We start from the raw sequence: 23,715 nt of genomic DNA, 5'->3' as shown, positions 1-23,715 counted from the left end.
ACTTCTTCATAACTTTATGTTAACATTTTCATATAAAATATTTAGGAGGTATAAATTATGAATATGACTCATTACATGTCCTTATTAGCTGACAATCAGCCTTGGAATCTATTAATTTTTATGGCTGTACCTGTAATATGTGCTGAAACTCTTACAATAACAGAGTTTTTCATCATATTTAATAGGATACAAAGTGGTGGTATAAGAACTTTAAACAAAGTTGTTTCAATTTTCGATGGATTTTATTTTACCGGAATCTTTATTTATCTTTTTATAAACGCAGTAATTCCATTAACCCAAACAGGTGGATGGCATACATGGGTAGACGTAGTTGCCGTTGGTTTCTACTTAAGTGGTGTTGTCTTCCTATTACCTCTAGCTCTTTTAGAACTAGGATTAATATTTAAAAATAAATCTGATAACGAAAAGATGAAAATACATTTCATACTAGTAGGTGGATTCCTAGTAGTTGCACATATAGCAATGATATTTGGTATGGTTAATCCGGAGATCATTAGTAAAATGAGCCAAATGAAAATGTAATGTAATATAAACTAATCCCCTATTATATAAAAACCGGTTTAATACCGGTTTTTTCATTTTAATATTTTTTATAACCCTAAAATTAAATTATATTCGTAATTACAGAAGTCAACTCTCTTAATATTTTCCAGTACTCTTTTGAAATAATTAAATTTACTTCCATTCTTTATTAAATTAAAAAAAGGATTATTAATTAAATATAGAACTTGCATTCTATATTTACACATAAATTTATAATAAGAAGGTGCTATAATATTGATAACTTCAAATTTCATTGATTTAATTCAAGTATACAAGCAAGATTGTGAGTCAGTTTATAATAGTTGGTTTATTGATAATAACACCCGTTTAAAAGCTTTTAGAACAATTCGACGTGGTGTAATCAATACTATTAACTCAATAAAGAATAATACCTTCGGAACAGATTTTAAAGGCTCACCACTAGAATTTGTCCTAAATTGTATTACGGAACAAAAACAGGTATTTATGGGTGCAGCTCATCCGTTTTATTGGAAACCAAAACTTAGAATACCTGATATCTATGAAAATGAGAGTAATAAGAGAATTTTTGGAGAATTCCTTGAGAATTGTTTATCAACAAACAGTGAAGATAAAATTATAAGAGAAATTATAAAATTGGATAATTACAATATAAAAGGGCTTGGACCAGCTGTTGCTAATATTTTATATTTTCTTCACCCTACAGTTATCCCACCATTTAACACTGCAATTGTAAATGGATTTAATGCACTTTTCAATGAAAAAAAGAAACTTGGTTCTTGGCCTGATTACCTATCCATGAGAGAAACTATATTGAAGGTTAACGAAGATTTTATTTCGTACCTTTCGAAAGATTTGGGTGCCTTCTGTGGTCTTCTCTTTGATATTGGCATAGGCAAAATCGCAATCGCCGAAAATTGGGAAACTGCATTAACCTTTGAAAAAAAGAAACTTGAAGCTGTTGTTAAAAAACGACATGAAGAAATAGAAAAAGACCTCAAACAGGAAAATGAACATCTTAGAATGCAGTTTTTGCTAACTGAGATTGGTAATAGTTTAGGATATGATGTCTTTGTAGCAAACAACGATAGAAATAAAAGCATGGATGGTAAAAGCTTAAGTTTTCTAACTATATCAAATCTACCAGACTTGAATCTTAATGCTGATGTTAATAAAACAGTTTCTTTAATAGATGTTATTTGGTTGAAAAAGAATACTAATCAAATTGAATGTGCCTTTGAAATTGAAAAAAGCACTTCCATCTATTCTGGTATACTTCGACTTAGCGATTTAGCTGCATCTCTTGGAGATAGGAGATATAACTTTTTTCTGGTGGCTCCAGATTCTAGGGAAAAGGAAATAATAGCACAGCTTACACGCCCATCGCTAAGAGATAAAGATTATGTTTCTTTTAAATACTTACTTTTTTCAGACTTATATAAGCACTGTGATAGTATTTGTAAGTTTGGCTGTGACTATAATATATTATTTAAGATATGTAAGTAAATTAAATCAACAATTTCAAACAACAAAAAGGTCATCGAGTAATAATTATTACTTAATGACCTTTTATTTGACTGTTTAAATATTTATCATGTAGTATAACTATTTTGCTGGTTTAAATCCTTTTAACCTTAATGCATTTAATAAAACAGATACTGAACTAAAACTCATGGCTGCAGCTGCTATAATGGGATTTAAAAGGGGTCCTCCGAATACATATAAGATTCCCATAGCAACAGGTATTCCAAGCGTATTGTACCCAAAAGCCCAAAATAAATTTTCTTTAATATTTGTTATGGTTTTTTTACTTAATTGAATTGCAGTTGGTACGTCCATTAAGTCACTTCTCATAAGAACTATATCTGCTGATTCCATTGCAACATCTGTACCAGAACCTATAGCAATACCTATATCCGCTTGAGCTAAAGCAGGAGCATCATTTATACCATCTCCAACCATAGCAACCTTCTTTCCTTCTGATTGAAGTTTCTTAACCTCATTAGCCTTGTCTTGTGGAAGAACTTCAGCTAATATCCTATCTATTCCAACTTGTTTAGCTATAGCTTCAGCAGTTCTTTTGTTATCCCCTGTAATCATCGCTACTTCTATACCCATTTTGTGAAGCTCTTCAATTGCCTTTTTGCTGTTTTCTTTCACAGTATCAGCAACAGCAATGATTCCAGCTATATTTTTCTCAATTGCTATATACATTGGTGTCTTGCCTTCGCTTGCAAGGGTATGCGAAGTTTCCTCCAAGTTTTCTAATGAGATATTTCTTTCTACCATAAGCTTTCTATTACCTAGTAGTATATCTTTATCATCAATCTTCACTTCAATTCCATATCCAGGTATTGCTTTGAAAAAGTCTAAATTTTTAAATTCTAAATTCTTCTCCTCCGCACCTTTTACTATAGCTTCTCCAAGTGGATGTTCAGAACCTTTTTCTGCAGATGCTGCTAGTTGGAGTAAATCATCTTCTGATATGTTTCCTGTTACAACTAAATTTGTAACCTTTGGTTTTCCTTCTGTTATAGTACCTGTTTTATCAAATACAATAGTCTTTACCTTATGAGCAGTTTCTAACGCTACTCCACTCTTAATTAAAACTCCATATTCCGCCCCTTTACCAGTCCCAACCATTATTGCAGTTGGAGTTGCAAGTCCTAAAGCACATGGGCATGCTATCACAAGAACCGATATGAATATAGTAAGTGCAAATACTGAAGTTTGACCACCAATAAAGTACCATGCTAATGCTGAAAGGATAGCAATTGACATAACTACAGGAACAAAATAACCTGAAATTACATCTGCTAATTTTGCAATTGGGGCTTTGGATCCTTGTGCATCTTCAACAAGCTTTATAATTTGAGCTAATGCAGTATCTTTACCAACCCTAGTAGCCCTATATTTTATAGAACCATTTTTATTGATACTTGCACCAATTATCTTGTCACCGATATTCTTTTCTAATGGTATACTTTCTCCGGTAAGCATGGATTCATCTACAGAAGTCATTCCTTCAACTACTTCTCCATCTACAGGCATTTTTTCACCAGGCTTAACAAGTATAAGGTCTCCTACTTCAACTTCGTCTATTGAAATTTCTATCTCTTTTCCATCCTTTATTATTATTGCCGTTTTAGGTACAAGCCCCATAAGCTTTTTAATAGCTTCAGAAGTCTTTCCTTTTGTTACAGCTTCTAAATATTTACCTAAGGTTATTAGGGTTATAATTACTCCCGCAGATTCAAAGTATAAATCTTTTGTATATTCAGTATTACCTCTATAAATCTGTGCTACTGCAAAGATTCCGTATAAAAATGCTGCTGAAGTGCCCACTTCTATTAAGGAGTCCATATTAGGACTTTTACTTACTAGGGATTTAAACCCAACTCTAAAAAATCTATTTCCTGCAATTATGACTGGTATTACTAAAGCCAATTGAACTATACCAAAGTTTTCAGGATTCATCATAGGATCAATGATTTCAGGAAGACTATACCCAAACTTGTTACCAAGCATATGCCCCATGGCAATGGCAAGAAGTGGCACTGTAAAGATAGCAGATATAATAAACTTTTTCCATAATAGTTTTATTTCTTTCTCTTTCTTTTCCTTATCTTCATCAACTGAAACTTCCTTGTCAAGAGCTTTATATCCAGCCTTTTCTACAGCCTTTTTTATATCAGAAACTCTAAGCTTTGATGGTTCATAGTTTATGTTTAAATTTTCTGTTGCAAAATTCACATTAGATTCAATTACACCATCAAGTTTTCTAGTTACTCTTTCGATGTTTTTTGTACATGCAGCACAAGTCATTCCTTCTATCTTAAAAGTTTTACTGATAGCCTCGATAACAGCTTTATACCCTGCTTTTTCAACAGCAGCTTGAATATCTGTTATAGACACTTTTGATTCATCAAAACTTACAGTCAGCTTTTCAGTAGCAAAATTTACGTTTGCTTCAACAACACCTTGCAACTTCTTAGAAGCTCTTTCTACAGCTTTGGCACAAGCTGCACAAGTCATTCCTTCTATTTTCAAACTTTTTCCCAAAGTTCACACCTCTTTTTATTATTTAGATTTATTGTTTTATTTAATAAATCATAATATTTGAACACATTATGCTTAATATTTCAAAATTTTTGTGCATTTTAAATTCTTATAAGTCTAATAACCTCTTTTTACAAATCACTTTTCAATAAACTTCTCTAAAATATCCATTATTTCATCTAGTTTCTTTTCAGCTCTATCATTTAAAACAGCATCCGTAACACAATACTGTATGTGCTGCCTTAAAATAAGTAAATTAGCTTTCTTAAGAAGATCTTGTGCAGCAATAATCTGATTAGAAACACTTGCACAGTATTTTTCCTCTTCTATTATTTTAATAATACCATCAATTTGCCCTTTGGTAACTTCTAATAATTCCAATGCTTTTTTTTGTTCTTCATTCATGATTCCCCCTCACCACCCCCAATAGAGGGGATGTATAATTATTAAAAAATATTACTTATTTTCTTACTTAAATTCTTTATTTCTTTATTTAACTTTGCTTTCGAATAAATTCTCTTCTACATCCCTCACTACAGAAGTAATAGGTTTGACCATCAATTATTTGCTTTATTGCAGTTTCCGGATTCACCATCATTCCACATATTGGATCTTTGACTAGGTTTGATTGATCAATTTGTTTATTACTTTCATCACTATGATTATGATTTGAACTACCTCCACAACATCCTCCGCCATGAGAATTACCGTTTTCAAATTCATTCTCATGAGAATGACCACCGCAGCATCCGCCTCTTTTAACCATCACAAAAACCATTATTACTGTAACCAACATATATATCCAATTATTAGCTAAAAACTCCATATTAAGTTCTCCTCCATTTTAAATTTGTAGCTTATCTTTCTTTGAATATACTATAACTAATTTTTATAAAGTTGTTATGAAGGTATTATGAAGTTGTTATGAAGATTCGTTTAAATTTTATAATTAGCCTATTGCTGTATTGATGTAAAAAAACAAATTCACTTTAAGTTTTTAAATAATACAAAAAAGTGTGAAATCAAAAAACTTCACACTTTTTTGTATTATTTTATTTTCTTCAATAAGTATGTTTATTTCTTTCTCACAAGTATGTATATTAACCTTTATTTTTAAATACTAAGTTTATCAAAATAAATAGTAAATTTAGTTCCCTGATTCTCTACACTCTCTACTTCTATGTTTGCAAAATGAAGATCTAAAATATTTTTAACTATGGTTAGACCTATGCCGCTACCTTCAATTTCGTTTCTACTCTTATCACCTCTGTATAATCTTTCAAATATAAAGGGTAAGTCCTCTTCTTTTATCCCAATTCCATTATCAAAAATCTCTATGATGGCTTTTTTATCTCTTGTGTACATATTTACATCTATATTTCCATTATCCTTAGAAAATTTAATAGCATTTGAAATAATGTTTATAAATACCTGTCTTAACTTATCTTTATCTCCAGTTATATAATACTTTTGATTTTTCTGAATAGTATATTGAAGTTCAATTCCTTGATTTTTTGCTTTCATATAAAAGTCTTCACATACACTTTTTAATAATTGCTGCAGATCTACAGTTTCAAAATTAATTTTTGTACTCTCAGCCTCGAATTTCTTGAGCAAATCTAGATTATTTAAAAGTTTACCAAATCTAATAACTTCATCATTTAAATACCTAAGTTTATCATCTGTAACTTCAAAAACTCCATCAATCATTGCTTCTAAATTGTTTTGCAGTACATTTAGAGGGGTTCTTATTTCATGAGATATGTCAGATACAAGCCTTTTTCTAAGCATATCTTGTTGCTTTAACTTTTCTGCTAATATATTTACGCTACTTCTTAAGTTCTCTAATTCCTTTATATCACTCTTTGTGACATACTTGGTATCAAAATTTCCCTTAGATAAACTCACAGACATATTTGAAACTTCCTTAATAGGTTTTGAAAACTGCTTTGAAAAATAGAGGCTTATCGCAATTATTATTATCATGGTTATTAAACCACTAACGATAATACTTTGATTTATTGATAGCTTGAAATTAACATCTTCTTCTGATAAGAGAACCGATGAATATTGACCTATGTCTACATATCCTACTACCTTACTATTTACCTTAATTGGAAATCGCTTGGATGTATAAACACCAGAATCCTTTACGAGCATAGTGTTTAAATGTAAATTATTTTTAATATCATTAGCATTCATTCCCCATACAGTTTTTTCGTTACTATCAAGAAGGGTTAGGCAATAATTCCCCATAAAAGCTTCGTGCATCATTTCAACGCCAGAGTTTTCATTCCACTTTCCATCTCTCTTATATACTTCTTGGAAATATGCTACAATTCTTTCATATCTTTTATTTTGGGTATCTACCATATAGTCATCAAACTTTTTGGTTATAGTTAAATTCACAAACATTGTTATTAGTAATATTGCTGCAAGTGAACAAATAAAAAACATAATACTAAGTTTTCTTCTTATACTTTTCACTAATTATCACCACCAAACTTGTATCCAACCTTAACTACAGTTATGATATATTTAGGTTTTTTTGTATCTTCCTCAATCTTTTTACGTATATTTTTTATATGAACATCTATTGTTCTGTCATATCCTTCAAAGTCTATACCACCAATTTTCTGAATTAACTGTTCTCTTGATAATACCTTTCCTTTATTAATAATTAGTGCATACAGTATATCAAATTCATTTGATGTTAGTGGAACTTCCTGCTCATTCAGCTTTACTAATCTTTTTTCATAATCAACAATTAAATTTCCATCACTATAACACAAACCGGATTCATTATCTTCATAGGAGATTCTTCTAAAAAGAGCATTTATTCTTGCAGTTAATTCTCTTGGACTAAAAGGTTTTACTAGATATTCATCTGCTCCTATCTCTAATCCATCAATTTTATTATCTAAGCTACCTTTAGCAGTAAGCATAAATATATGTATGTTTGAAGTTTCTCTTATTATTCTACAAACTTCCTCGCCACTTATATCAGGTAACATTAAATCAAGAATTATCAATTTAAAATCATTGGATTTAAACAATTGAATCCCTTTTAAACCTCTTGTAGTTCCATAAACATTATATCCTGCCTTTTCTAGATAGGCTTTTAAAACATTCAAAACATTTTCTTCGTCTTCAATAATTAAAATATTATTATTCATCGTTTAACCTCGTATAATTTGTTATTGTTATATGTTCATAATTTAGCATAAACTTATGAATTTCATGTGAAAATACTTAATTTTCTTTTTGAGATTTAAGCTCTCCAAACTTGGAGAGCTCAAATAAATACATATGAATATTAAGATAAAAAGGTTTTTGAAATCTCCATCACTAAATTTATCAATTGAGTTGGATAAATTCCAAATATAACAAGTACTATCATAGATAGCGTTAATACTACTTTTGTACTTACAGTTACTTTAATTGATTCAAAACTTTTAGATTCATCTCCAAAGTACATTACTTTTACAATTTTAAGATAATAGTGTACCGATACTACACTCATTCCAATACTAAAAAAAGCACCCATAATTGTTCCTTTTCGTATAAAAATTGTTATTTAAAGCACAATACTTTTGTATATAAATTAAATTTAAAGGAGTGTATTTAAAATGGCAGTATCAACATTGGTAAAAAACAACTATCAAAAGTGTATTGATGAATGTAGTAAATGTGCTCAAGCATGTTATGAATGTTTTGATGCATGTATAAATGAGCCTGACTTAAACGCAAGAAGAAGTTGCGTAAAGCTTCTTGTAGAATGTGCAAAAATGTGCGAAATGTCAGTAGGACTTATGTTTATGAATGCACAATTTGCAAAAGAGCATTGTAAAATGTGTGCTACAATTTGCGATGCATGTGCAAAAGAGTGTTCTATGTTTAAAGATGAGCACTGTCAAAAATGTGCTGATGAATGTAGAACATGCGCTGATGAATGTAGGAGAATGGCTGGTATGTAATAATTCATAAATAGGATAGTTAGGAACTTAACCATGTTCCTAACTATCTTTTTATTTAATCCCATAATGTATAGATGAAATTCCAAGTGATAAAGACTTATAGCCAGTATTTTTAAAGCCATTTTTCTGAAACTGCAACTTAAGCTGTTCTTTTGTCATAAAATTATTTACAGAATCTCTAAGGTAGTAATATGCTTTTTTGTCACCTGTTCCTATATACCCTATCACTGGTAGTACATTATTAAAATACAAGTTGTATACCTTATTTAAAATCAATCTATTGGGTTTTGAAAGCTCTAAGCATATTACTTTGCCATTTGGCTTTAAAACTCTATACATTTCTGATAATGCCTTGTTTGTGTCCTGAATATTTCTAAGTCCAAAGGCAATAGTTATACAATCAACAGTGTTATCTTCAAAAGGCAATTCTAAAATACTTCCTTTTATTAACTCAAACATGTAATCCTTAGCTAGATATTCAAGTCTTTCCTTTCCTACGTCAAGCATTTCCTGACTAAAATCTATCCCTATAACAGAAGTATTTTTACCTACTGCTTTACATTCATAATCTATCATTTGACCTGTTCCACAGCACAAATCTAGTACTTTATCATCTTTTTTTATTCCGCTTAATTTTATAGCTTTTTTTCTCCATAACTTATCAATATTCAAAGTTAATATAGAATTTAGCATATCGTATCTTTTAGCAATAGATGAAAATATGCCTTGAACATCTGCTTTAATTTCAGCCATAATCCTACTCCTTTCTCTCTACATTAAAGGAAATAAAACAAATATGATTAAATCCCAAAGTGCATGAGATATTATAATAGTTACAATATTTCTTTCCTTCTTATAAATCCATCCCCAAAATATCCCGCATACTAAAGCTGCGACAATAAGCATGAAATTAAATGTTATTATATGTACACCAGCATATAGTAATGTTGCAATTACATATCCCTTATTTTCTCCAAACTTTTTTGAGAGAGTATTTTGTATGAAACCCCTCCAGTATATTTCTTCTCCTGGCCCAATGATAAATAGTAACAAAAATCCAATAAAAACTGAACTTCCTTGAGATCTATTACTGTAAACAGATGTTATTTGTGCATCTTTAAAAGGAAATAAATATCCTGAAACAATATTACCAACATAGAAAATAAAATACAGAATTATAGCTGAACCTATTCCTACGAGAATATTTCGAAGAGTCAATTTTTTCAGTGACAGTGACAATAGCTTTCTATCTGCAACTACAGCAATACTACCTAAGAAGAGAATTGCTATACTCATTTCTCCCCAGAAGTTGAATGGCTTAACCACAAATATTACAAACCATACTAACGGAACAATAATTAATGAACTTATAGCCAGCTTTTCGCTTCTTTTGAGTTCTCCCATAATATCTCCACCTTTCTATAGTATTGCAATCGAAACTAACATAGATAAAATTAAAAGCACTCCAAATTGGCTTTGAAGCTTTGCTGTTTCTTTATCAAGATCTGCAATTATTTTATTTTCATTATTACTTGATGTTAACTTTTTAATATTTTTAGCTGCCTTAGGTATTGTTAACAAACAAATTAAACTTAAATAAGGAATATAATTATAAAAACTTATTAGTGGAATAGAAATATAAGCAAATACAATTAAACTAATATATATCCTATCTGCATTTTTTCTTCCAACTACAATTGACAAGGTCTTAATACCAGCTTTACTATCATTCCTTATGTCTCTAATATCATTGGCATGTAAGATAGCAGTTGTTAGTAATCCAACAGGGATTGAAACCAACAAAGCTTTTAATCCTAATTCTTGTACTTGAACGTAGTATGATCCCAATGTCATCAATGGTCCAAAAATTATAAAAACTAATGGTGCACCCAATCCTCTATATTTTAATGCTAATGGTTTTCCAGTGTAGAAGTACCCACAAATAGCACCTATTATTCCAATAATCAGAATCATGCTGCCCCTAAAATAGGCTAAAATTAAACCTACTATACAACCCAATACTAAAGCAATAATTCCTGTTTTTCTTACTGCATCAGCCGTTATAAGCCCTTCAACAACTACTCCGCTAGAACAATATGAGTCTTTTGTATCTACATTATTTATAAAATCGTCATGATCATTTAATAGATTTACAGCTGCTTGTAATAACACAATTCCAATAACCGAAAAAATAAAATATGCTACATTAAATCTGGATTGATTAATAGTAAGCATTGCACCTAAGGTTACTGGAATTACTGAACCTGTTAAGGAAAAGGGCCTTGCAGCCCTAATCAACATTTTAAAATTTATATTTATGATATTCACTCCTTTAATTAACTACATACGCATAGCCATAGGCAATGAGAATAGTAATATATTAGCTATTGCAAGTAATATCAACAGAACAGTATATACCACCGTAACGCTTGTCTTCTTTTCTTTATAATTGTTCTTTGCAATTTTATATGCAGTATATATGGAGCCTAAGGTTCCAATTGCTATCAATATAAATTGCAATGCTTGTATAGTTGGATCGTCAAGAATTGCTGTTGAAGCACCATGCATCTCAACTCCGAATAACCCCATGAATGTATATCCTATAGATTTTCCTTCAGCTAATAGATGGAATAAGTTATGCGCTATATGTGCTGCTAAATCTAAAGGTATTAGGGCATAACCAAATTTAGTGAAATTAGCTTTAACTGAGTCACCATTAAACAATTTAGCTATATAGCCTGCTAATGCTAATAAAAGTATTGGTATAGCCATAGCCACTATGAAAGTTATAGTAAAGGTTACAAAATAACTTTGTGTCCCAGTAACATTTTCTAACCATGTTAACATGCCATCCCATATCTTAAGCATAGTAACATTTTGTACGAAAACAATGCCCATGATTACAACGGCCAAGAATGAAACTTCTAATTGAGGTTTTCTTATGAACCACAATTCTTGAGTCGGTTTTCTAAAGGATATCTTGATAGAGTTATTAGGACAGTTTTTAACGCAGTTACCACAAATGTTGCAATTAGAGTTACTTTCCATAGTTTTAGGAAATTCAAACATTGGACATCCTGGTGCCTTATCAGTACCTTTGTAACAAGCTGCTACTGTACATTTTGAACATTTTTCTTTAGTTCCTCTAAGTTGTAATATTCCTGCTCTAGAATAGTTTGAAGATAACCCACCTAGGAAGCAAAGATATCTACACCAAGTTCTACGTTCAAAAAATGCTCCACAAAATACAACTCCTAAAGTTATTAATAATAATAGTGTTCCAGAACCTCTTGGATTTTCAACTACACCAAATACATGATCGCTCCAAGTTATAGCTAAGAACATTGCATCTATTAACCATACTCCGTACTTTTTTAAAAACTTAGGTACTGGCTTTTTACTTCCAACAAACTTTTGGACAACATCACTTAATGCTCCAAACGGACATATTGCACACCAGAACCTTCCTGTAAGGAACAATAATATAGGAAGGATTGGCCACCATAGTACCCAAGTTCCTGCTGTTCCGAAATTATCATGAGCTTTATCTGGACCAACTAATAGCTCGAACACAATAAATGCAAAAACTGCTCCTACAAATATTTGAAATACTCCTGGATACCACTTACTTCTAATAAACTTTGCAAATCTTTTATTATCTAATAAATTTTTCCCATCTAACTCAGTTGAAGGCTTTTCCTTTTCATTAGTAGCTTTATTTACACTGCTCATGGCACTACCTCTTTTCTTCTACTCCTACTTCAAAACTATTTTGCTTGCTTCTTTTTTATAGCTGCAACAACGATTATTAGTGCAATAGCTCCTAAAAACCCACCTATAACAATCCAGTTTGGGCCACCACTAACTACATTCACATCAAAATCAATACTCTTCTTTTCACCTTGTACTGTAATATCAGCAGTTACTATCCACTTACCTTTATCAGTGAAGTTTATATCTCTCATGTACTGACCTTTTTCACTTTTCTCTAACTTTATTGTTATTGGTTCATTACTATCCATTTTCATTGAATCATCTTGTGGCATCTTAGCAATTATAGTCACATCTGCATTATCAATTTCTTTATCGTTGATATCATGCAAAGTAATCATTATTTGATCTTTGCCAGTCTTTGCTTCTTCATCTTTAAAAGAAAGCTCAGCTGTTATTCCATCAACACTCTTTGACGTAGCCTTTCCCATATTCATTTCATCGGCTAAAGCAACTGTAGAAGAAACTAGTACAAACATTAAGCCAAATATTAACCCTCTAATTGTTTTCTTTCCCATTATTATTCGACTCCTCTCCCATATACAAGTAAATTAGTTAATTTACGCTACCTGACTTCTAAACTTTTCTTTTATATATGGAACAATAAAACGATCAAGACCTATTAAGTATGCATTAGCGCCAACAGCTATTAAAATAATAGCCACGGTATAAAGAGTTGGATTGGTACTAGTTGTACCTGCTAATAGATAGTTTAGATTCATAAAAGCACCCGCAAATAATCCTATTATAGTAGCAGCGCCTAATATTAAACTAACTCCCACAAGAAGCTCACCAACTGGTATTAAATAAGAAAAGAACTGAGCATTTGGAAGTGCTACATTCTGTACAAATGCTGCGTACCATCCTTGTACTGCTGGATGCTCCCCAGTTGCTTTTGCTACTGCACCTTTTAAAAATCCTGTTATAGCCACTCCAGATTTACTACCTACCCAAGTTGGGTCTTTAAGCTTTTCAATAGCTGGAACTATCCATTGAATTCCAAGCCAAACACGTAAAATAGTCCATACAACTGTAAAATATGTGTTTTTTAAAAATTTCATTATTACTCACTCCTCAAAAATATTATTTATAAAAATTTTTACTAAGCTTTTTTTACTTTTGAATCATAAGATTCAATAACGTAATATAAAAGATTTGTTAATCCTTCTTTATATATTGATGATTCTATGCCTTCAACATCCAACTCAGCTTTCACAACAAATTCTTTAGCATTATCTATTGTTATATTATTTCTAATAGCATTGAGATCCCCATCTAAACAATCATCCGTAATTTGATATACCATTCCTAAGTTTAAGCCGTACTTCTCTAAAGCTACGACTTCTTCTCTTCCAGCATTAGCTACAAGCGCCCCTAACTTACAACAGGCACTCATAAAGACTGCCGTTTTTCCTTCAATTATCCTAAGGTACTCTTTTCTAGAACCTTCGCTATATTGAGCTTGTTCAATTTCTGCAACACACATTTTTTCTACAACTTGTGTCATCACCTGTTCTCCATCTCTGGTTGTCATACTAGCTAAAATGTTGAAAGCTTTTGCAAATAAAGCATCTCCAGCTAGAACAGCTATTTTTCTTCCATACACTCCATTAAGGGTTTTCTGACCTCGTCGGAATAAGTCATTATCGATTATGTCATCATGTATCAAGCTGGCACTATGAATGAGTTCAACAGCTACACATAAATTAATTAAATGTACTCTCTGCTCTATAGTCATATCTGGTTTTATAGCTTTAGCAGAAAGTAATATAAGCATTGGACGAAGGTATTTGCCAGAATTTTTAAAAAAATATTCAAAAACTTCTTTTGATGCTCCTTTTATAAGGTCCTCGTCTATATTTTTTAAAATATTCTCCACTTCATTTAGCTCTTTCCTTACTGCATTACTTGCTTCAATAAACCTTAACACGACTTCATCACCTCTCTTTATAATTTAAACTCTATTACATTTAGGGATATCTTAAAGTTTTACTATAATTAATATTTCTCTGAAAGTATAACTTGCATGTATGTAGATAGTATGTAGATGTTATGAAGATGTTGTAAAGATGAACTAAATGTATAAAAAATATATACATTTGTGTAAAAGAAAAAATCCTAGACTGATTGATTCAGTCTAGGACTTTTCTTTTTCCGTAGATTATGCAAAAAACTATTAATAATTAGTGATTAAAAGTTGTTTTACTAAATTTCAATAGTTGCTTTTAAATAAAACATCATTTTTATGTAATTTACTACTTACAGCATCCACATGATGATTTCTTCTTAAATTTTTTATATATGGTGAACGCAGAAAAACTTACTACTCCAATAGTAACTAAAACTTCAACAACCAATGATGTCACCTCCAAATGATATTATTTGTTTTTAGATATTATTTTTGTTTAAGTATCTAAATTAATCTTTATAAAATACATCTTACTATTTTTTTATAAAGATAATATGAAGAATTAATCCAATATATATCTAATGTGCTCTAATTATTTGTATTTGCTTCTAAATTTTAAATCTTTGAACTAGAGATTTAAGCTCATCAGATAGAAGAACCTGTTTTTGAACTGAACTTAAAACATCTTGAGTCGCATGATTTGTCTCATCAACGCTACTTAGTATCCCTTCTGAATTTTCTGCGGATTGTTGAGCGGTTGCAGATACAGCTTCAATAGCATTACTAGTTTGTTCGATTGAGCTTAGTATATTGGATACACCAGTAGCAATTTCTTCCGACATAGCTTTAATAAAAGCGGAATCATTTTCGTACTTCAATGCAGTCTCTAAGAATAATTCATAGTCTGGGTTTACATTGTTATCAATAAATTTTAATATATCCTCAACATTACTTGAAAGATTGTTAAAGGCATTATTAACTTGACTTATTACCTTTTGTATATTTGAAACATTCTCCGACGATTGTTCTGCAAGAATTCTGATCTCATCAGCAACTACAGCAAATCCTTTGCCAAGATCACCAGCTCTTGCTGACTCAATAGCTGCATTTAAAGCTAGGAGATTAGTCTGAGATGCTATACTTGCTATTGAGTCTGCCATAACCTTAATTTCTTCAACAACCTTTCCATCTTCTATTGCTCTTAGTATGTTTATCTGTTTCTCTCGATATATCTTTTTTGACATATCTATTGCTTTCAATCCTCTGTCTTTTATCTGTACCGCACGAACTTGAATTTGTTTTGAAGCATTATCTCCTTCCTTGGCCTTCTGAGAGAGTTCAATTGAATTTGAAGCTATCTCTTCAATTGAAGCGTTTACTTCCTGCGTAGTTGAACTTAGATTTTCAATACCACGTGATATGTCTTTTGTTGATTCATTTATGTTATTTATCTTTTTAGATACTCCTCCAATTATAGTGTAAATTTCTTCACTTAAATTATTTATATTATCCGAGCTCGATATTATTGCTGAAATTAGGTTGCGTGTATTTTCAGCTGCCTTATTTAAAGCAATAGATATCTTTCCTATTTCATCTTTTGAATTAATATCTATCCTTTTTGTTAAATCTCCACTTCCTAATTAATCTGCAAATATTAACACCTTGTTTATTTGCTTAGATAGTAACGTGGATATTAGTAAACCAAGTGCTAATGCTGATATAAATCCAAATACTACAATGCCAATCATTAAATTGAATGAATTTTTAAATATAGAGTTATTTGAGTTATTTGCATTTTTTGCTTCTTTTAGATTAGTATCAATTATTGCATTAATACTATCAAAGGTTTTATTTCTTAATTCTGTTACCATATCGAAAGCCATCTGTTCTTCTTCGTACCTATCAGAATCAATCAGTTCTATAAATTTTTTACGCTCCATCATATAATCTTCATGATACTGATTAAATGTTGTTATCATTTCTTTCTCATCATTAGTTAATCCATCTTCATTCTTAAACTTCTCAGAGAGAGCCATATCTTCTTCTGTCAACTCTTCAATTTCTTGTTTAATTTTTGATTTCTTCTCTAAATCTTTAGTTGTTAAAAGAGATATTAAGTCTGAATGTATTTGCAAAAAATTCTCTTTTAGTTCATCTACAGATCTTAAATGAATTAAATTGTCTTCATACATAGATGTCGAATTAGAGTTTATTTTCTTTATTTGTGATATTCCTATCCCACCAAGTACTCCCATGATAATTGAAATTAATAAAAAACAACTTATAAGTTTCTGTCTTATCTTCAAGTTCTTCAATAAATTCATATAATATCCTCCCTGTCGTATTTTCACGCTTGTCCTAACTCATCTCATATAATTACGACTTGATTTTATCACTTTACTATGAAGAAATCCCTTATTTTTTAAGCAACTGCTAATCATTCATTTCTAGCATTTTAGTATAACTCTAATCCCTTATTCGATTTCCGCATAATATGATTGAGTTACAAAAATAACTTAAAATCTATAATTTATTCTAAGTTCATATAAAAGTAGGCCATAGCTTATAAATATAGTATAACTACATTAAGCTATGGCCTTAAGATTTTTATTATTTATTTAAGCAATACAACAATCTTTAATTTAACGACTTTGTTTTAGATTTTAACGACTTAGTTTCGTTTTTAACAACTTAGTTTCATTTTTAACGACTTTCTTTCAGTTAAACAGTTCATGGGTCTTCATATTATCTATTACTCAACAGTAACTGATTTTGCTAAGTTTCTTGGCTTATCAACATCGCAGCCCTTTTGAACAGCTGTGTAGTAAGCAAGGATTTGTAGTGGAATTACTGAAAGTACTGGAGCAAGTATTGACATAACCTTTGGAATGTAGATTGTTTGGTCTACAGTCTTTTCGATTTCTGTTTGTCCTTCCATTGCTATTCCTAGTACGTTTGCCCCTCTTGTCTTAACTTCTCTTATATTACTGATTTGCTTGTCATATAACTCGCTTTGAGTTGCAAGAGCTATTACTGAAGTGCCTTCTTCTATTAAAGCTATTGTTCCGTGCTTTAATTCCCCACCTGCATATGCTTCTGAATGGATGTATGATATTTCCTTAAGCTTTAATGATCCTTCCATAGCTACTGCATAGTCAAGACCTCTTCCTAAGTAGTATACATCGTTCTTGCTGTACAAATGATCTACAAATGATTTAATTGTATCTACATCATTTAATATTTCAGCAGTCTTTTCAGAAAGATTTAATAAACCATCTTTTATCTTTTCTATTTCAGTTTCTCTTACTGTGTGTTTAGCTTCAGCCATGTATAAAGCTATTATATAAAGAGCTATAAGCATAGTTATATAAGCTTTTGTTGAAGCAACAGCTATTTCAGGACCAGCCCATGTATAGAATACATCGTCTGCTTCTCTTGAAATTGAGCTACCAACAACGTTTGTTATAGCTATTATTCTAGCGCCTTCTTCTTTAGCAAGTCTTAAAGCTGCTAAAGTATCTGCTGTTTCACCAGATTGGCTGATACAGATCATAAGAGTTCTGTCTGTTATAAGTGGATTTCTGTATCTGAATTCAGATGCAACGTCTATTTCTACTGGTATCTTTGCTAATCTTTCGATTACATACTTACCAACTACACCTGAATGATAAGCTGTTCCACAAGCTATTATATAAACTCTATCGAAGTTTTCTATTTGTTCTTTTGTTAAATGAATACCATCAAGCTTAATCTTTTCTCCCTTAACAACTCTTGAAGTTAAAGTATCTTTTATAGCCTTTGGTTGTTCATATATTTCTTTAAGCATGAAGTGGTCATATCCACCCTTTTCAGCTGCATCTATATCCCAAGTTACATGGAATATTTGCTTTTCAACTTTCTTCTTGCTTTCATCATATATTGTTATTCCATCTTTAGTCATAACAACAAATTCTTTATCTTCTAATAAATAAACGTCTCTTGTCATATTTAAAACTGCTGGAATATCTGAAGCTATGAAGCTTTCGTTTTCTCCAACACCTATTACTAGTGGACTATCTTTTCTTACAGCTACTATCTTACCAGGATCATTTTTTGCAACAACTCCTAATGCATAGCTTCCTTCCATCTTCTTAGTTGCTTTTATTACAGCATCTTCTAAGTTTCCATCGAAGTAGTAATCAACTAAATGAGGTATAACTTCTGTGTCTGTTTCAGAAACAAACTTGTATCCTTCTGATATTAACCATTCTCTAAGAACTATATAGTTTTCGATAATTCCGTTATGAACAACTGCTATAGTTCCGTCATTATTGCTATGAGGATGTGAGTTAACATCAGATGGTTCTCCGTGAGTTGCCCATCTTGTATGACCTATTCCAATGCTACCAGCATATTCTTTGTCTGCAACTTTGTCTTTAAGGTTTGAAAGTCTTCCTCTGCACTTTTCGATCTTTATTTCTCCATCTTCAATAACAGCTATTCCTGATGAATCATAACCTCTATACTCAAGCTTGCTTAATCCTTCAACTAATATTGGTGTTGCTTTCTTTTCTCCTAAATATCCTACTATTCCACACATAAAAAAATCTTCCTTTCATATCAATTATTCGTTTAATTCAACCATAATTATATGAGTTATTTTATCCATGGAAGGCTTAATATATTTATTGCTACAGCTCAACCTTAGAAGCAAAATTTTAATATTTAATTTTTAAAAATTAGGCTTTTCTAAAGCTGAAGCTAAGGATTCCTATATCGAAACTTAAGTTGTACTTGTTTGATAATCCCGGCTTTTGGGGATTATCGGACACGTATAACTTAGTAGTTGAGTTAGGAATCCTATATGGTTCCTCTACGAAAACTTAATTTATACTTGTTCGAAAATCTCGGCTTCTGGAGATTTTCGTGCATGTATGAATTAATAGTTGAAGTTGGAACCATATTCTATAAGATATATTTAAATATCTTGATACCTGACTGGATTTGTTCTAAAAATCACTTTTTAGGTTTACCAGGCTTTAACGGTAGTATCATACCGTGAGGCACCCGCTGAATTTCCGATACTCCTCATCCTCGTCTGGTTAAACACAGCACGTCCCAAATGTTTAACCCCAAGCGCTTAATTTAATAATTAGTTAATTTTCTATCCTCCTTATTCTTGTATTTCTATAATTATGGTCTCTTCAGCCTTCACAATTTTATATATTATACTATATACTATTTAAAGTCAATTTCTTTGTTACATTTTAAACAAGTGCTAATCTATTTTTATAAATTTATCAATTTTTTGTACTATAAATAGGTATAGCCTTTCCATTTAACACCAAAATTTTCTTGATTGATAAACAAAATTTTACTGGTATAGTCAACTATAATTATATATAATCACAACAAATCTACTGATTTTTTGTGTGAAATCACTTAATCTTCAACTAACAAAATCATATTAATTCTTTGCGTAAGCTCATTAAGGATGACTAACTCTAATCCTAAAAATATAAATTTAATATAAAGTTGTTCATCAAAAAGAGCATCGAATAACTACAATTTAATTTCAATACATTTCTTTAACATATTACGATTTAAATTGAGCTATATAATACATATAATTCATTTTGCAGTCTCTCAATTAACAAATCATAGTTACTTAAGTAACAAATAGACCTACAGTAACTATGAATAGTTTCTGTAGGTCTATTAATGATATAGTTATTAAAAATCTATAGCATCTAAGTAAAGATGCATGGATACAGGGCTATATCTATATATAATTACTAATTATATAACTACTTTTTTAATTTCTTTAACTCTTCATATTTCTTAGCAATTAAATCAACTAGTGGACTATCTATTGATAAACCAGTAACTTGAACAATAGCTTCTTTTACACCCTTAGTGTTTATAGCAGTTTGGATCTCTTGTGCCTTATCATCATCTTTAGCATCAAATAAAAGACCTGCTGCTATACCAGTTACTATATTTCCATTTTCTAAGTTAAGTTCATAACAAAGTTTTAATGGAGTTATTAATCTATCGTTAGCTGATAGTTTTCTTATTGGATCACGTCCTACACGGAAAACTTCGTCTTGAAGATAAGGATTTTCAAATCTTCCAATAAGCTTATGAGAATACTCAGTAAGCGCATTGAAATCCATTTTATGCTTTTCACTTAAAGCCTTAACAGCTTCTTTATGGAAATCTACAACAACAGCTCTTATATATTCATCTTTTATAGCTTCATGTATGAAGTTATATCCCAATAAGTATCCAAGGTATGCTGTAGTTGCATGTGCTCCATTTAAAAGGAATAACTTTCTTTCAAGATATGGAGCTAGATTTTCAACATATTCAGCACCTGCTACTGATCCATTTACCTTTACTTTACCTTTTTCAATATCCCATTCATAGAAATCTTCAACAGCTACGTCTATAGGAAGTTCTTTTTCGATATTTACGTTAGGAACGATTCTATCAACTGCACTGTTTGGGAAACCTACATAAGCATCTAAATACTTAACTAATTCTTCACTAGCATCTTCTAATATAGCCTTCTTAATCATGTCAGTAGCCATTATTGCATTTTCACAAGCAATTATGTCAACCTTCTTATCAGTTACAGCCATTCTCTTTTCTAGTAAGCCTTTTAATAGCTTTCCAGTGCTTCCTAGGTTGTTAGCACCTATTGAAGTAGTGATTAAGTCAGCTTCTATTATTGCCTTTTCTAAGTTCTCAAGATCTTTAAGATGAATAGCATCTACGCCATTTATCTTTTCTTTATTTTCTGAAGTACTTAAAGTTATTACAGTATATTCTTTGTGTTTATTTATTTCATCAACTAAAAAATCTGAAATATCCACGAAGGTTACTTGATAATCTGATTTTGATAATAGGTATCCTATAAAGCCTCTACCTATATTTCCAGCACCAAAATGTACAGCTTTCATTACATTTCACCTTCTTCTTGTATAATCTCCATTATTGCTTGTGGAGTTTTTGCAGCTTTTAGTTTTTCTACATTTTCTTCATATTGTATAGTTAATGCTATTTGGGAAAGGATAGCCATATGCTCATCACCAACACCTGCTATTCCTATTACCATATATGCAGTATTTCCGTCACCAAAATCAACACCATTTGGGTATTGTAGTATAACTATTCCTGAATTTAATATTTGTTTTTTATATTCGTTCATTCCATGTGGAATAGCAACTCCATTTCCCATGAATGTTGAAACTTCATCTTCTCTTTCTCTCATTCCTTGGATATAGTTTTCATTTACATATCCATTAGCTACTAGTAATCTTCCTGCTCTTTCTATCGCCTCATATTTTCCTTCTGATTGGAGATTTAATACAATATTTTCTTCGACTAAAACGTTTTTGTTCATTCAAATGTCCTCCTCTTTATTTACGATATTAACTAGATAGTTCCTTATATCAGTTATTCCACCTAGCTTTAATATATTTACAAAATTTTTATCTTCTATCAATGCAACACTTATCTTGCCTAAAAGCTGCAAGATATAATTACTTTCATCTCTTCTAGCTATAAGTACTAGAAAAGTACCTGTTTGTTCTGTAGCAAATCCAATGCTGTTCATGCTTAATGGATCAGTAATCCTATAAACCCCTATAAAAGGCTTTGTCATTTTATCAGTTCTAGTATGAAGCAATGCAATATTGCTTCCCGGAACAACTACATTTCCTTTTTCTTCTCTTTTAAGTATCCCAAACTTGATTGCTTGCTTATCATTAGTAAGATTACTTTTATATACATCATCTGCAATAAAATCTATTAGTTCTAAAAAATCATTTACTTTTGTTTTATTCAAACGAAAGTTTTTTAGAAGATCATCTGCAAGCCCATAATCTAAGCTTGTGACTTCCTCATTTTTTAAAGAACTAGAAAGTGTTGAAGTTCTTTGTTCTCCATTTACCTTAAAATCAAAGATAAAATTACTTATCTTCTCAATATCAGTTTTAGACATAAATGGCGATACAACAATAACTTTCCCTTTAGTCTGAGAATTAATAGCTACTGTAGATATGATTAAATCATATAAATCCTCTTCAATTTTATTATTCATATTATTTATAGATGAAACAGTAAGTTCTCCTATATCCGGGAAAAGCGAGTTTACCTTACTTGAAAGTATCCTAGCTGTAGCTATTCCACCAGGACATACTATTAAGGCATTTATCTTCCTAGAGGCTTCTTGCTGCCTTTGGATGGCCACATCTATATGCATAGCAATATATCCTACTTCATCAGAAGGAATTTTCAAATTATATCTTGAAAAAATGAGCTTACATCTATTTTTTATTATCTTAAATAGCTCACTATAGTGCTCCTTTATTTCATTTACTAACGGATTTATTACCACAAGTCCTATATTAAGCATGTAAAAAGTTTGCTTAAAATGCTGCGATAGATCCTTAATTAATTGTGCATCTCCGGTAATATCCACTTGTATTTTCTTTGACACATCAGCTATTAACTCTAAAGCAATATCTTCATAGTTAACATCTGATTGCATAAGATTATTACTATTATTTAGAAAATAATTATATTCACTTAAATACAAAGTTAAATAAACCAATTCTTCTTCAGGTAAAGTTATTCCATTCTCTCTTAAATCTTCATCAATGATTTTTATTTTTTCATAAGCTTCGGAACTAATAATTTCATTTTTCATTTTTTCTGGCAGTTTAATACTGTCACCAGATTCTGTTCTTCTAATTGCCAAAAGCAACTGTATGAACAATGTGAAATATTTCACATCATTTACTCTTATATAACTAAACTTAGAACCATTGAATATTGATTTCACAAGATTTATAAGCTTAGTTCCAAATATTATCTCGAAGAAAGCTTGAACTGTTTGATCAACCTCTTCATCATATAATATTGCTAAAAGATCTTCATAAGGTTTAAGTTCTAATAAAAACTCAACCAATGCAATTCTTATATTCCATTCAGAACCTTCAATACTTATGCCTTGATTTCTTCTTCTGAATAGACATAAATTTTTAGTAAGTAGTAATTTTTCAATGTTATCTAAATCTAAACTTATACTTCCCATAACAACATTGAATTTATGACTAAAATAACTTGCTTTTAATGGTTCTTTTGTTATAAGAAGTTCACAAGCCATTATTATCTGTCTTTGTTCTTTACTAAATAGCCATTGCATAGGAACTTGATTTAAAGATATCTTCAACTCTTCAATACTCTTTTTATTACCTGAAATAGATAATTCCATATCTTCATGCGAAAATATGGTAACACTGTACTTCTTCAGTTCCTTATTTATCGCTGTGATCTCTCTTAGAATTGTTCTCGTGCTGATATCTAATTGTTTAAGAAGGCTCTTTATATTTAAAGAGCCTTCATTTAAAATTCTACTTAATATAAACTGTTGTCTAGGGGTGAAATTTTCCATTAACTTAGACACCT

At 30.8% G+C, this 23,715-nt stretch carries 23 protein-coding genes and 1 pseudogene; 4 read left to right on the top strand and 20 right to left on the bottom strand.

Annotated features, from left to right (window positions below):
- The first annotated feature begins 57 nt into the window (after window positions 1-57).
- Both bsdtw1_RS08840 and bsdtw1_RS08835 read left to right on the top strand, forming a co-directional pair.
- Complete coding sequence (locus bsdtw1_RS08840) at window positions 58-543, top strand: DUF6803 family protein (RefSeq protein WP_183277213.1); 486 nt, start codon at window positions 58-60, stop codon at window positions 541-543.
- A 255-nt stretch (window positions 544-798) separates the two neighbouring features.
- A complete protein-coding gene (locus bsdtw1_RS08835) occupies window positions 799-2,049 on the top strand; it encodes a type II restriction enzyme NmeDI-related protein (RefSeq protein WP_205245276.1) in 1,251 nt (416 codons plus the stop codon).
- A gap of 99 nt (window positions 2,050-2,148) precedes the next feature.
- Here the strand turns inward: bsdtw1_RS08835 and bsdtw1_RS08830 are convergent, their stop codons facing one another.
- The 6 genes from bsdtw1_RS08830 to bsdtw1_RS08805 form a co-directional block, all read right to left on the bottom strand.
- The gene (locus tag bsdtw1_RS08830; protein ID WP_183277212.1) at window positions 2,149-4,605 is read right to left on the bottom strand and encodes a heavy metal translocating P-type ATPase; all 2,457 of its coding nucleotides are present in this window, start codon (window positions 4,603-4,605) and stop codon (window positions 2,149-2,151) included.
- Window positions 4,606-4,740: 135 nt separating this feature from the next.
- Entirely contained in the window at window positions 4,741-5,007 is a 267-nt protein-coding gene (locus bsdtw1_RS08825) for a metal-sensing transcriptional repressor (protein ID WP_183277211.1), read from the bottom strand.
- 88 nt (window positions 5,008-5,095) lie between these two features.
- The gene (locus tag bsdtw1_RS08820; protein ID WP_205245275.1) at window positions 5,096-5,428 is read right to left on the bottom strand and encodes a YHS domain-containing protein; all 333 of its coding nucleotides are present in this window, start codon (window positions 5,426-5,428) and stop codon (window positions 5,096-5,098) included.
- 287 nt (window positions 5,429-5,715) lie between these two features.
- Window positions 5,716-7,089 (bottom strand): sensor histidine kinase, encoded by a 1,374-nt coding sequence (locus bsdtw1_RS08815; protein ID WP_183277210.1) that lies wholly within the window; start codon window positions 7,087-7,089, stop codon window positions 5,716-5,718.
- Window positions 7,089-7,778 (bottom strand): response regulator transcription factor, encoded by a 690-nt coding sequence (locus bsdtw1_RS08810; RefSeq protein ID WP_183277209.1) that lies wholly within the window; start codon window positions 7,776-7,778, stop codon window positions 7,089-7,091. Before bsdtw1_RS08810 ends, bsdtw1_RS08815 begins: the two co-directional genes overlap by 1 nt.
- A 140-nt stretch (window positions 7,779-7,918) precedes the next feature.
- Window positions 7,919-8,149 (bottom strand): hypothetical protein, encoded by a 231-nt coding sequence (locus bsdtw1_RS08805; protein WP_183277208.1) that lies wholly within the window; start codon window positions 8,147-8,149, stop codon window positions 7,919-7,921.
- 82 nt (window positions 8,150-8,231) lie between these two features.
- Here bsdtw1_RS08805 and bsdtw1_RS08800 point away from each other — a divergent pair, with 82 nt between their 5' ends.
- Window positions 8,232-8,579 (top strand): four-helix bundle copper-binding protein, encoded by a 348-nt coding sequence (locus bsdtw1_RS08800; RefSeq protein ID WP_183277207.1) that lies wholly within the window; start codon window positions 8,232-8,234, stop codon window positions 8,577-8,579.
- A 51-nt stretch (window positions 8,580-8,630) separates the two neighbouring features.
- On the opposite strand, the gene ubiE is transcribed toward bsdtw1_RS08800, so the two are convergent.
- The 11 genes and pseudogenes from ubiE to glmS form a co-directional block, all read right to left on the bottom strand.
- Window positions 8,631-9,332 carry a bifunctional demethylmenaquinone methyltransferase/2-methoxy-6-polyprenyl-1,4-benzoquinol methylase UbiE gene (ubiE, locus tag bsdtw1_RS08795; protein ID WP_183277206.1) on the bottom strand — a complete coding sequence of 234 codons (702 nt, stop codon included), beginning with the start codon at window positions 9,330-9,332 and terminating at the stop codon, window positions 8,631-8,633.
- 18 nt (window positions 9,333-9,350) lie between these two features.
- The gene (locus tag bsdtw1_RS08790; protein ID WP_183277205.1) at window positions 9,351-9,983 is read right to left on the bottom strand and encodes a CPBP family intramembrane glutamic endopeptidase; all 633 of its coding nucleotides are present in this window, start codon (window positions 9,981-9,983) and stop codon (window positions 9,351-9,353) included.
- Window positions 9,984-9,998: 15 nt separating this feature from the next.
- The gene (menA, locus tag bsdtw1_RS08785; RefSeq protein ID WP_244638136.1) at window positions 9,999-10,907 is read right to left on the bottom strand and encodes a 1,4-dihydroxy-2-naphthoate octaprenyltransferase; all 909 of its coding nucleotides are present in this window, start codon (window positions 10,905-10,907) and stop codon (window positions 9,999-10,001) included.
- A gap of 12 nt (window positions 10,908-10,919) precedes the next feature.
- Window positions 10,920-12,311, bottom strand: a complete 1,392-nt coding sequence (locus bsdtw1_RS08780; protein WP_183277204.1) for a 4Fe-4S binding protein — start codon at window positions 12,309-12,311, stop codon at window positions 10,920-10,922.
- Between the two features lie 35 nt (window positions 12,312-12,346).
- On the bottom strand, window positions 12,347-12,868 hold the full coding sequence (locus tag bsdtw1_RS08775) for a FixH family protein (protein ID WP_183277203.1): 522 nt from the start codon (window positions 12,866-12,868) through the stop codon (window positions 12,347-12,349).
- 42 nt (window positions 12,869-12,910) lie between these two features.
- Window positions 12,911-13,411 (bottom strand): DoxX family membrane protein, encoded by a 501-nt coding sequence (locus bsdtw1_RS08770; RefSeq protein WP_183277202.1) that lies wholly within the window; start codon window positions 13,409-13,411, stop codon window positions 12,911-12,913.
- 41 nt (window positions 13,412-13,452) lie between these two features.
- On the bottom strand, window positions 13,453-14,280 hold the full coding sequence (locus tag bsdtw1_RS08765; protein ID WP_183277201.1) for a polyprenyl synthetase family protein: 828 nt from the start codon (window positions 14,278-14,280) through the stop codon (window positions 13,453-13,455).
- Window positions 14,281-14,867: 587 nt separating this feature from the next.
- Window positions 14,868-15,602 (bottom strand): methyl-accepting chemotaxis protein, encoded by a 735-nt coding sequence (locus bsdtw1_RS23465; RefSeq protein ID WP_280514165.1) that lies wholly within the window; start codon window positions 15,600-15,602, stop codon window positions 14,868-14,870.
- Between the two features lie 210 nt (window positions 15,603-15,812).
- Window positions 15,813-15,887: pseudogene (locus bsdtw1_RS23605) on the bottom strand (HAMP domain-containing protein); the annotation flags it as partial.
- Between the two features lie 12 nt (window positions 15,888-15,899).
- Window positions 15,900-16,583 carry an MCP four helix bundle domain-containing protein gene (locus bsdtw1_RS23460; protein ID WP_244638135.1) on the bottom strand — a complete coding sequence of 228 codons (684 nt, stop codon included), beginning with the start codon at window positions 16,581-16,583 and terminating at the stop codon, window positions 15,900-15,902.
- Between the two features lie 428 nt (window positions 16,584-17,011).
- A complete protein-coding gene (glmS, locus tag bsdtw1_RS08755) occupies window positions 17,012-18,838 on the bottom strand; it encodes a glutamine--fructose-6-phosphate transaminase (isomerizing) (protein WP_183277200.1) in 1,827 nt (608 codons plus the stop codon).
- A 330-nt stretch (window positions 18,839-19,168) separates the two neighbouring features.
- Between glmS and bsdtw1_RS23600 the strand changes: the two genes are divergently transcribed.
- Complete coding sequence (locus bsdtw1_RS23600; RefSeq protein ID WP_280514135.1) at window positions 19,169-19,300, top strand: hypothetical protein; 132 nt, start codon at window positions 19,169-19,171, stop codon at window positions 19,298-19,300.
- A 745-nt stretch (window positions 19,301-20,045) separates the two neighbouring features.
- On the opposite strand, the gene bsdtw1_RS08750 is transcribed toward bsdtw1_RS23600, so the two are convergent.
- From bsdtw1_RS08750 to bsdtw1_RS08740, 3 genes are read right to left on the bottom strand one after another with little or no spacing between them, the layout of a single operon-like run.
- On the bottom strand, window positions 20,046-21,203 hold the full coding sequence (locus bsdtw1_RS08750) for a mannitol-1-phosphate 5-dehydrogenase (protein WP_183277199.1): 1,158 nt from the start codon (window positions 21,201-21,203) through the stop codon (window positions 20,046-20,048).
- Window positions 21,203-21,646 (bottom strand): PTS mannitol transporter subunit IIA, encoded by a 444-nt coding sequence (locus bsdtw1_RS08745; RefSeq protein ID WP_183277198.1) that lies wholly within the window; start codon window positions 21,644-21,646, stop codon window positions 21,203-21,205. Before bsdtw1_RS08745 ends, bsdtw1_RS08750 begins: the two co-directional genes overlap by 1 nt.
- Entirely contained in the window at window positions 21,647-23,701 is a 2,055-nt protein-coding gene (locus bsdtw1_RS08740; RefSeq protein WP_183277197.1) for a BglG family transcription antiterminator, read from the bottom strand. It abuts the gene before it with no gap.
- Between the last annotated feature and the right edge of the window lie 14 nt (window positions 23,702-23,715).

Source organism: Clostridium fungisolvens, from assembly GCF_014193895.1.
Taxonomy (GTDB): Bacteria; Bacillota; Clostridia; order Clostridiales; family Clostridiaceae; genus Clostridium_AR; species Clostridium_AR fungisolvens.
The sequence above is the reverse complement of the archived record's forward strand: the minus strand, read 5'-3'. Positions and strand labels throughout refer to the sequence as shown.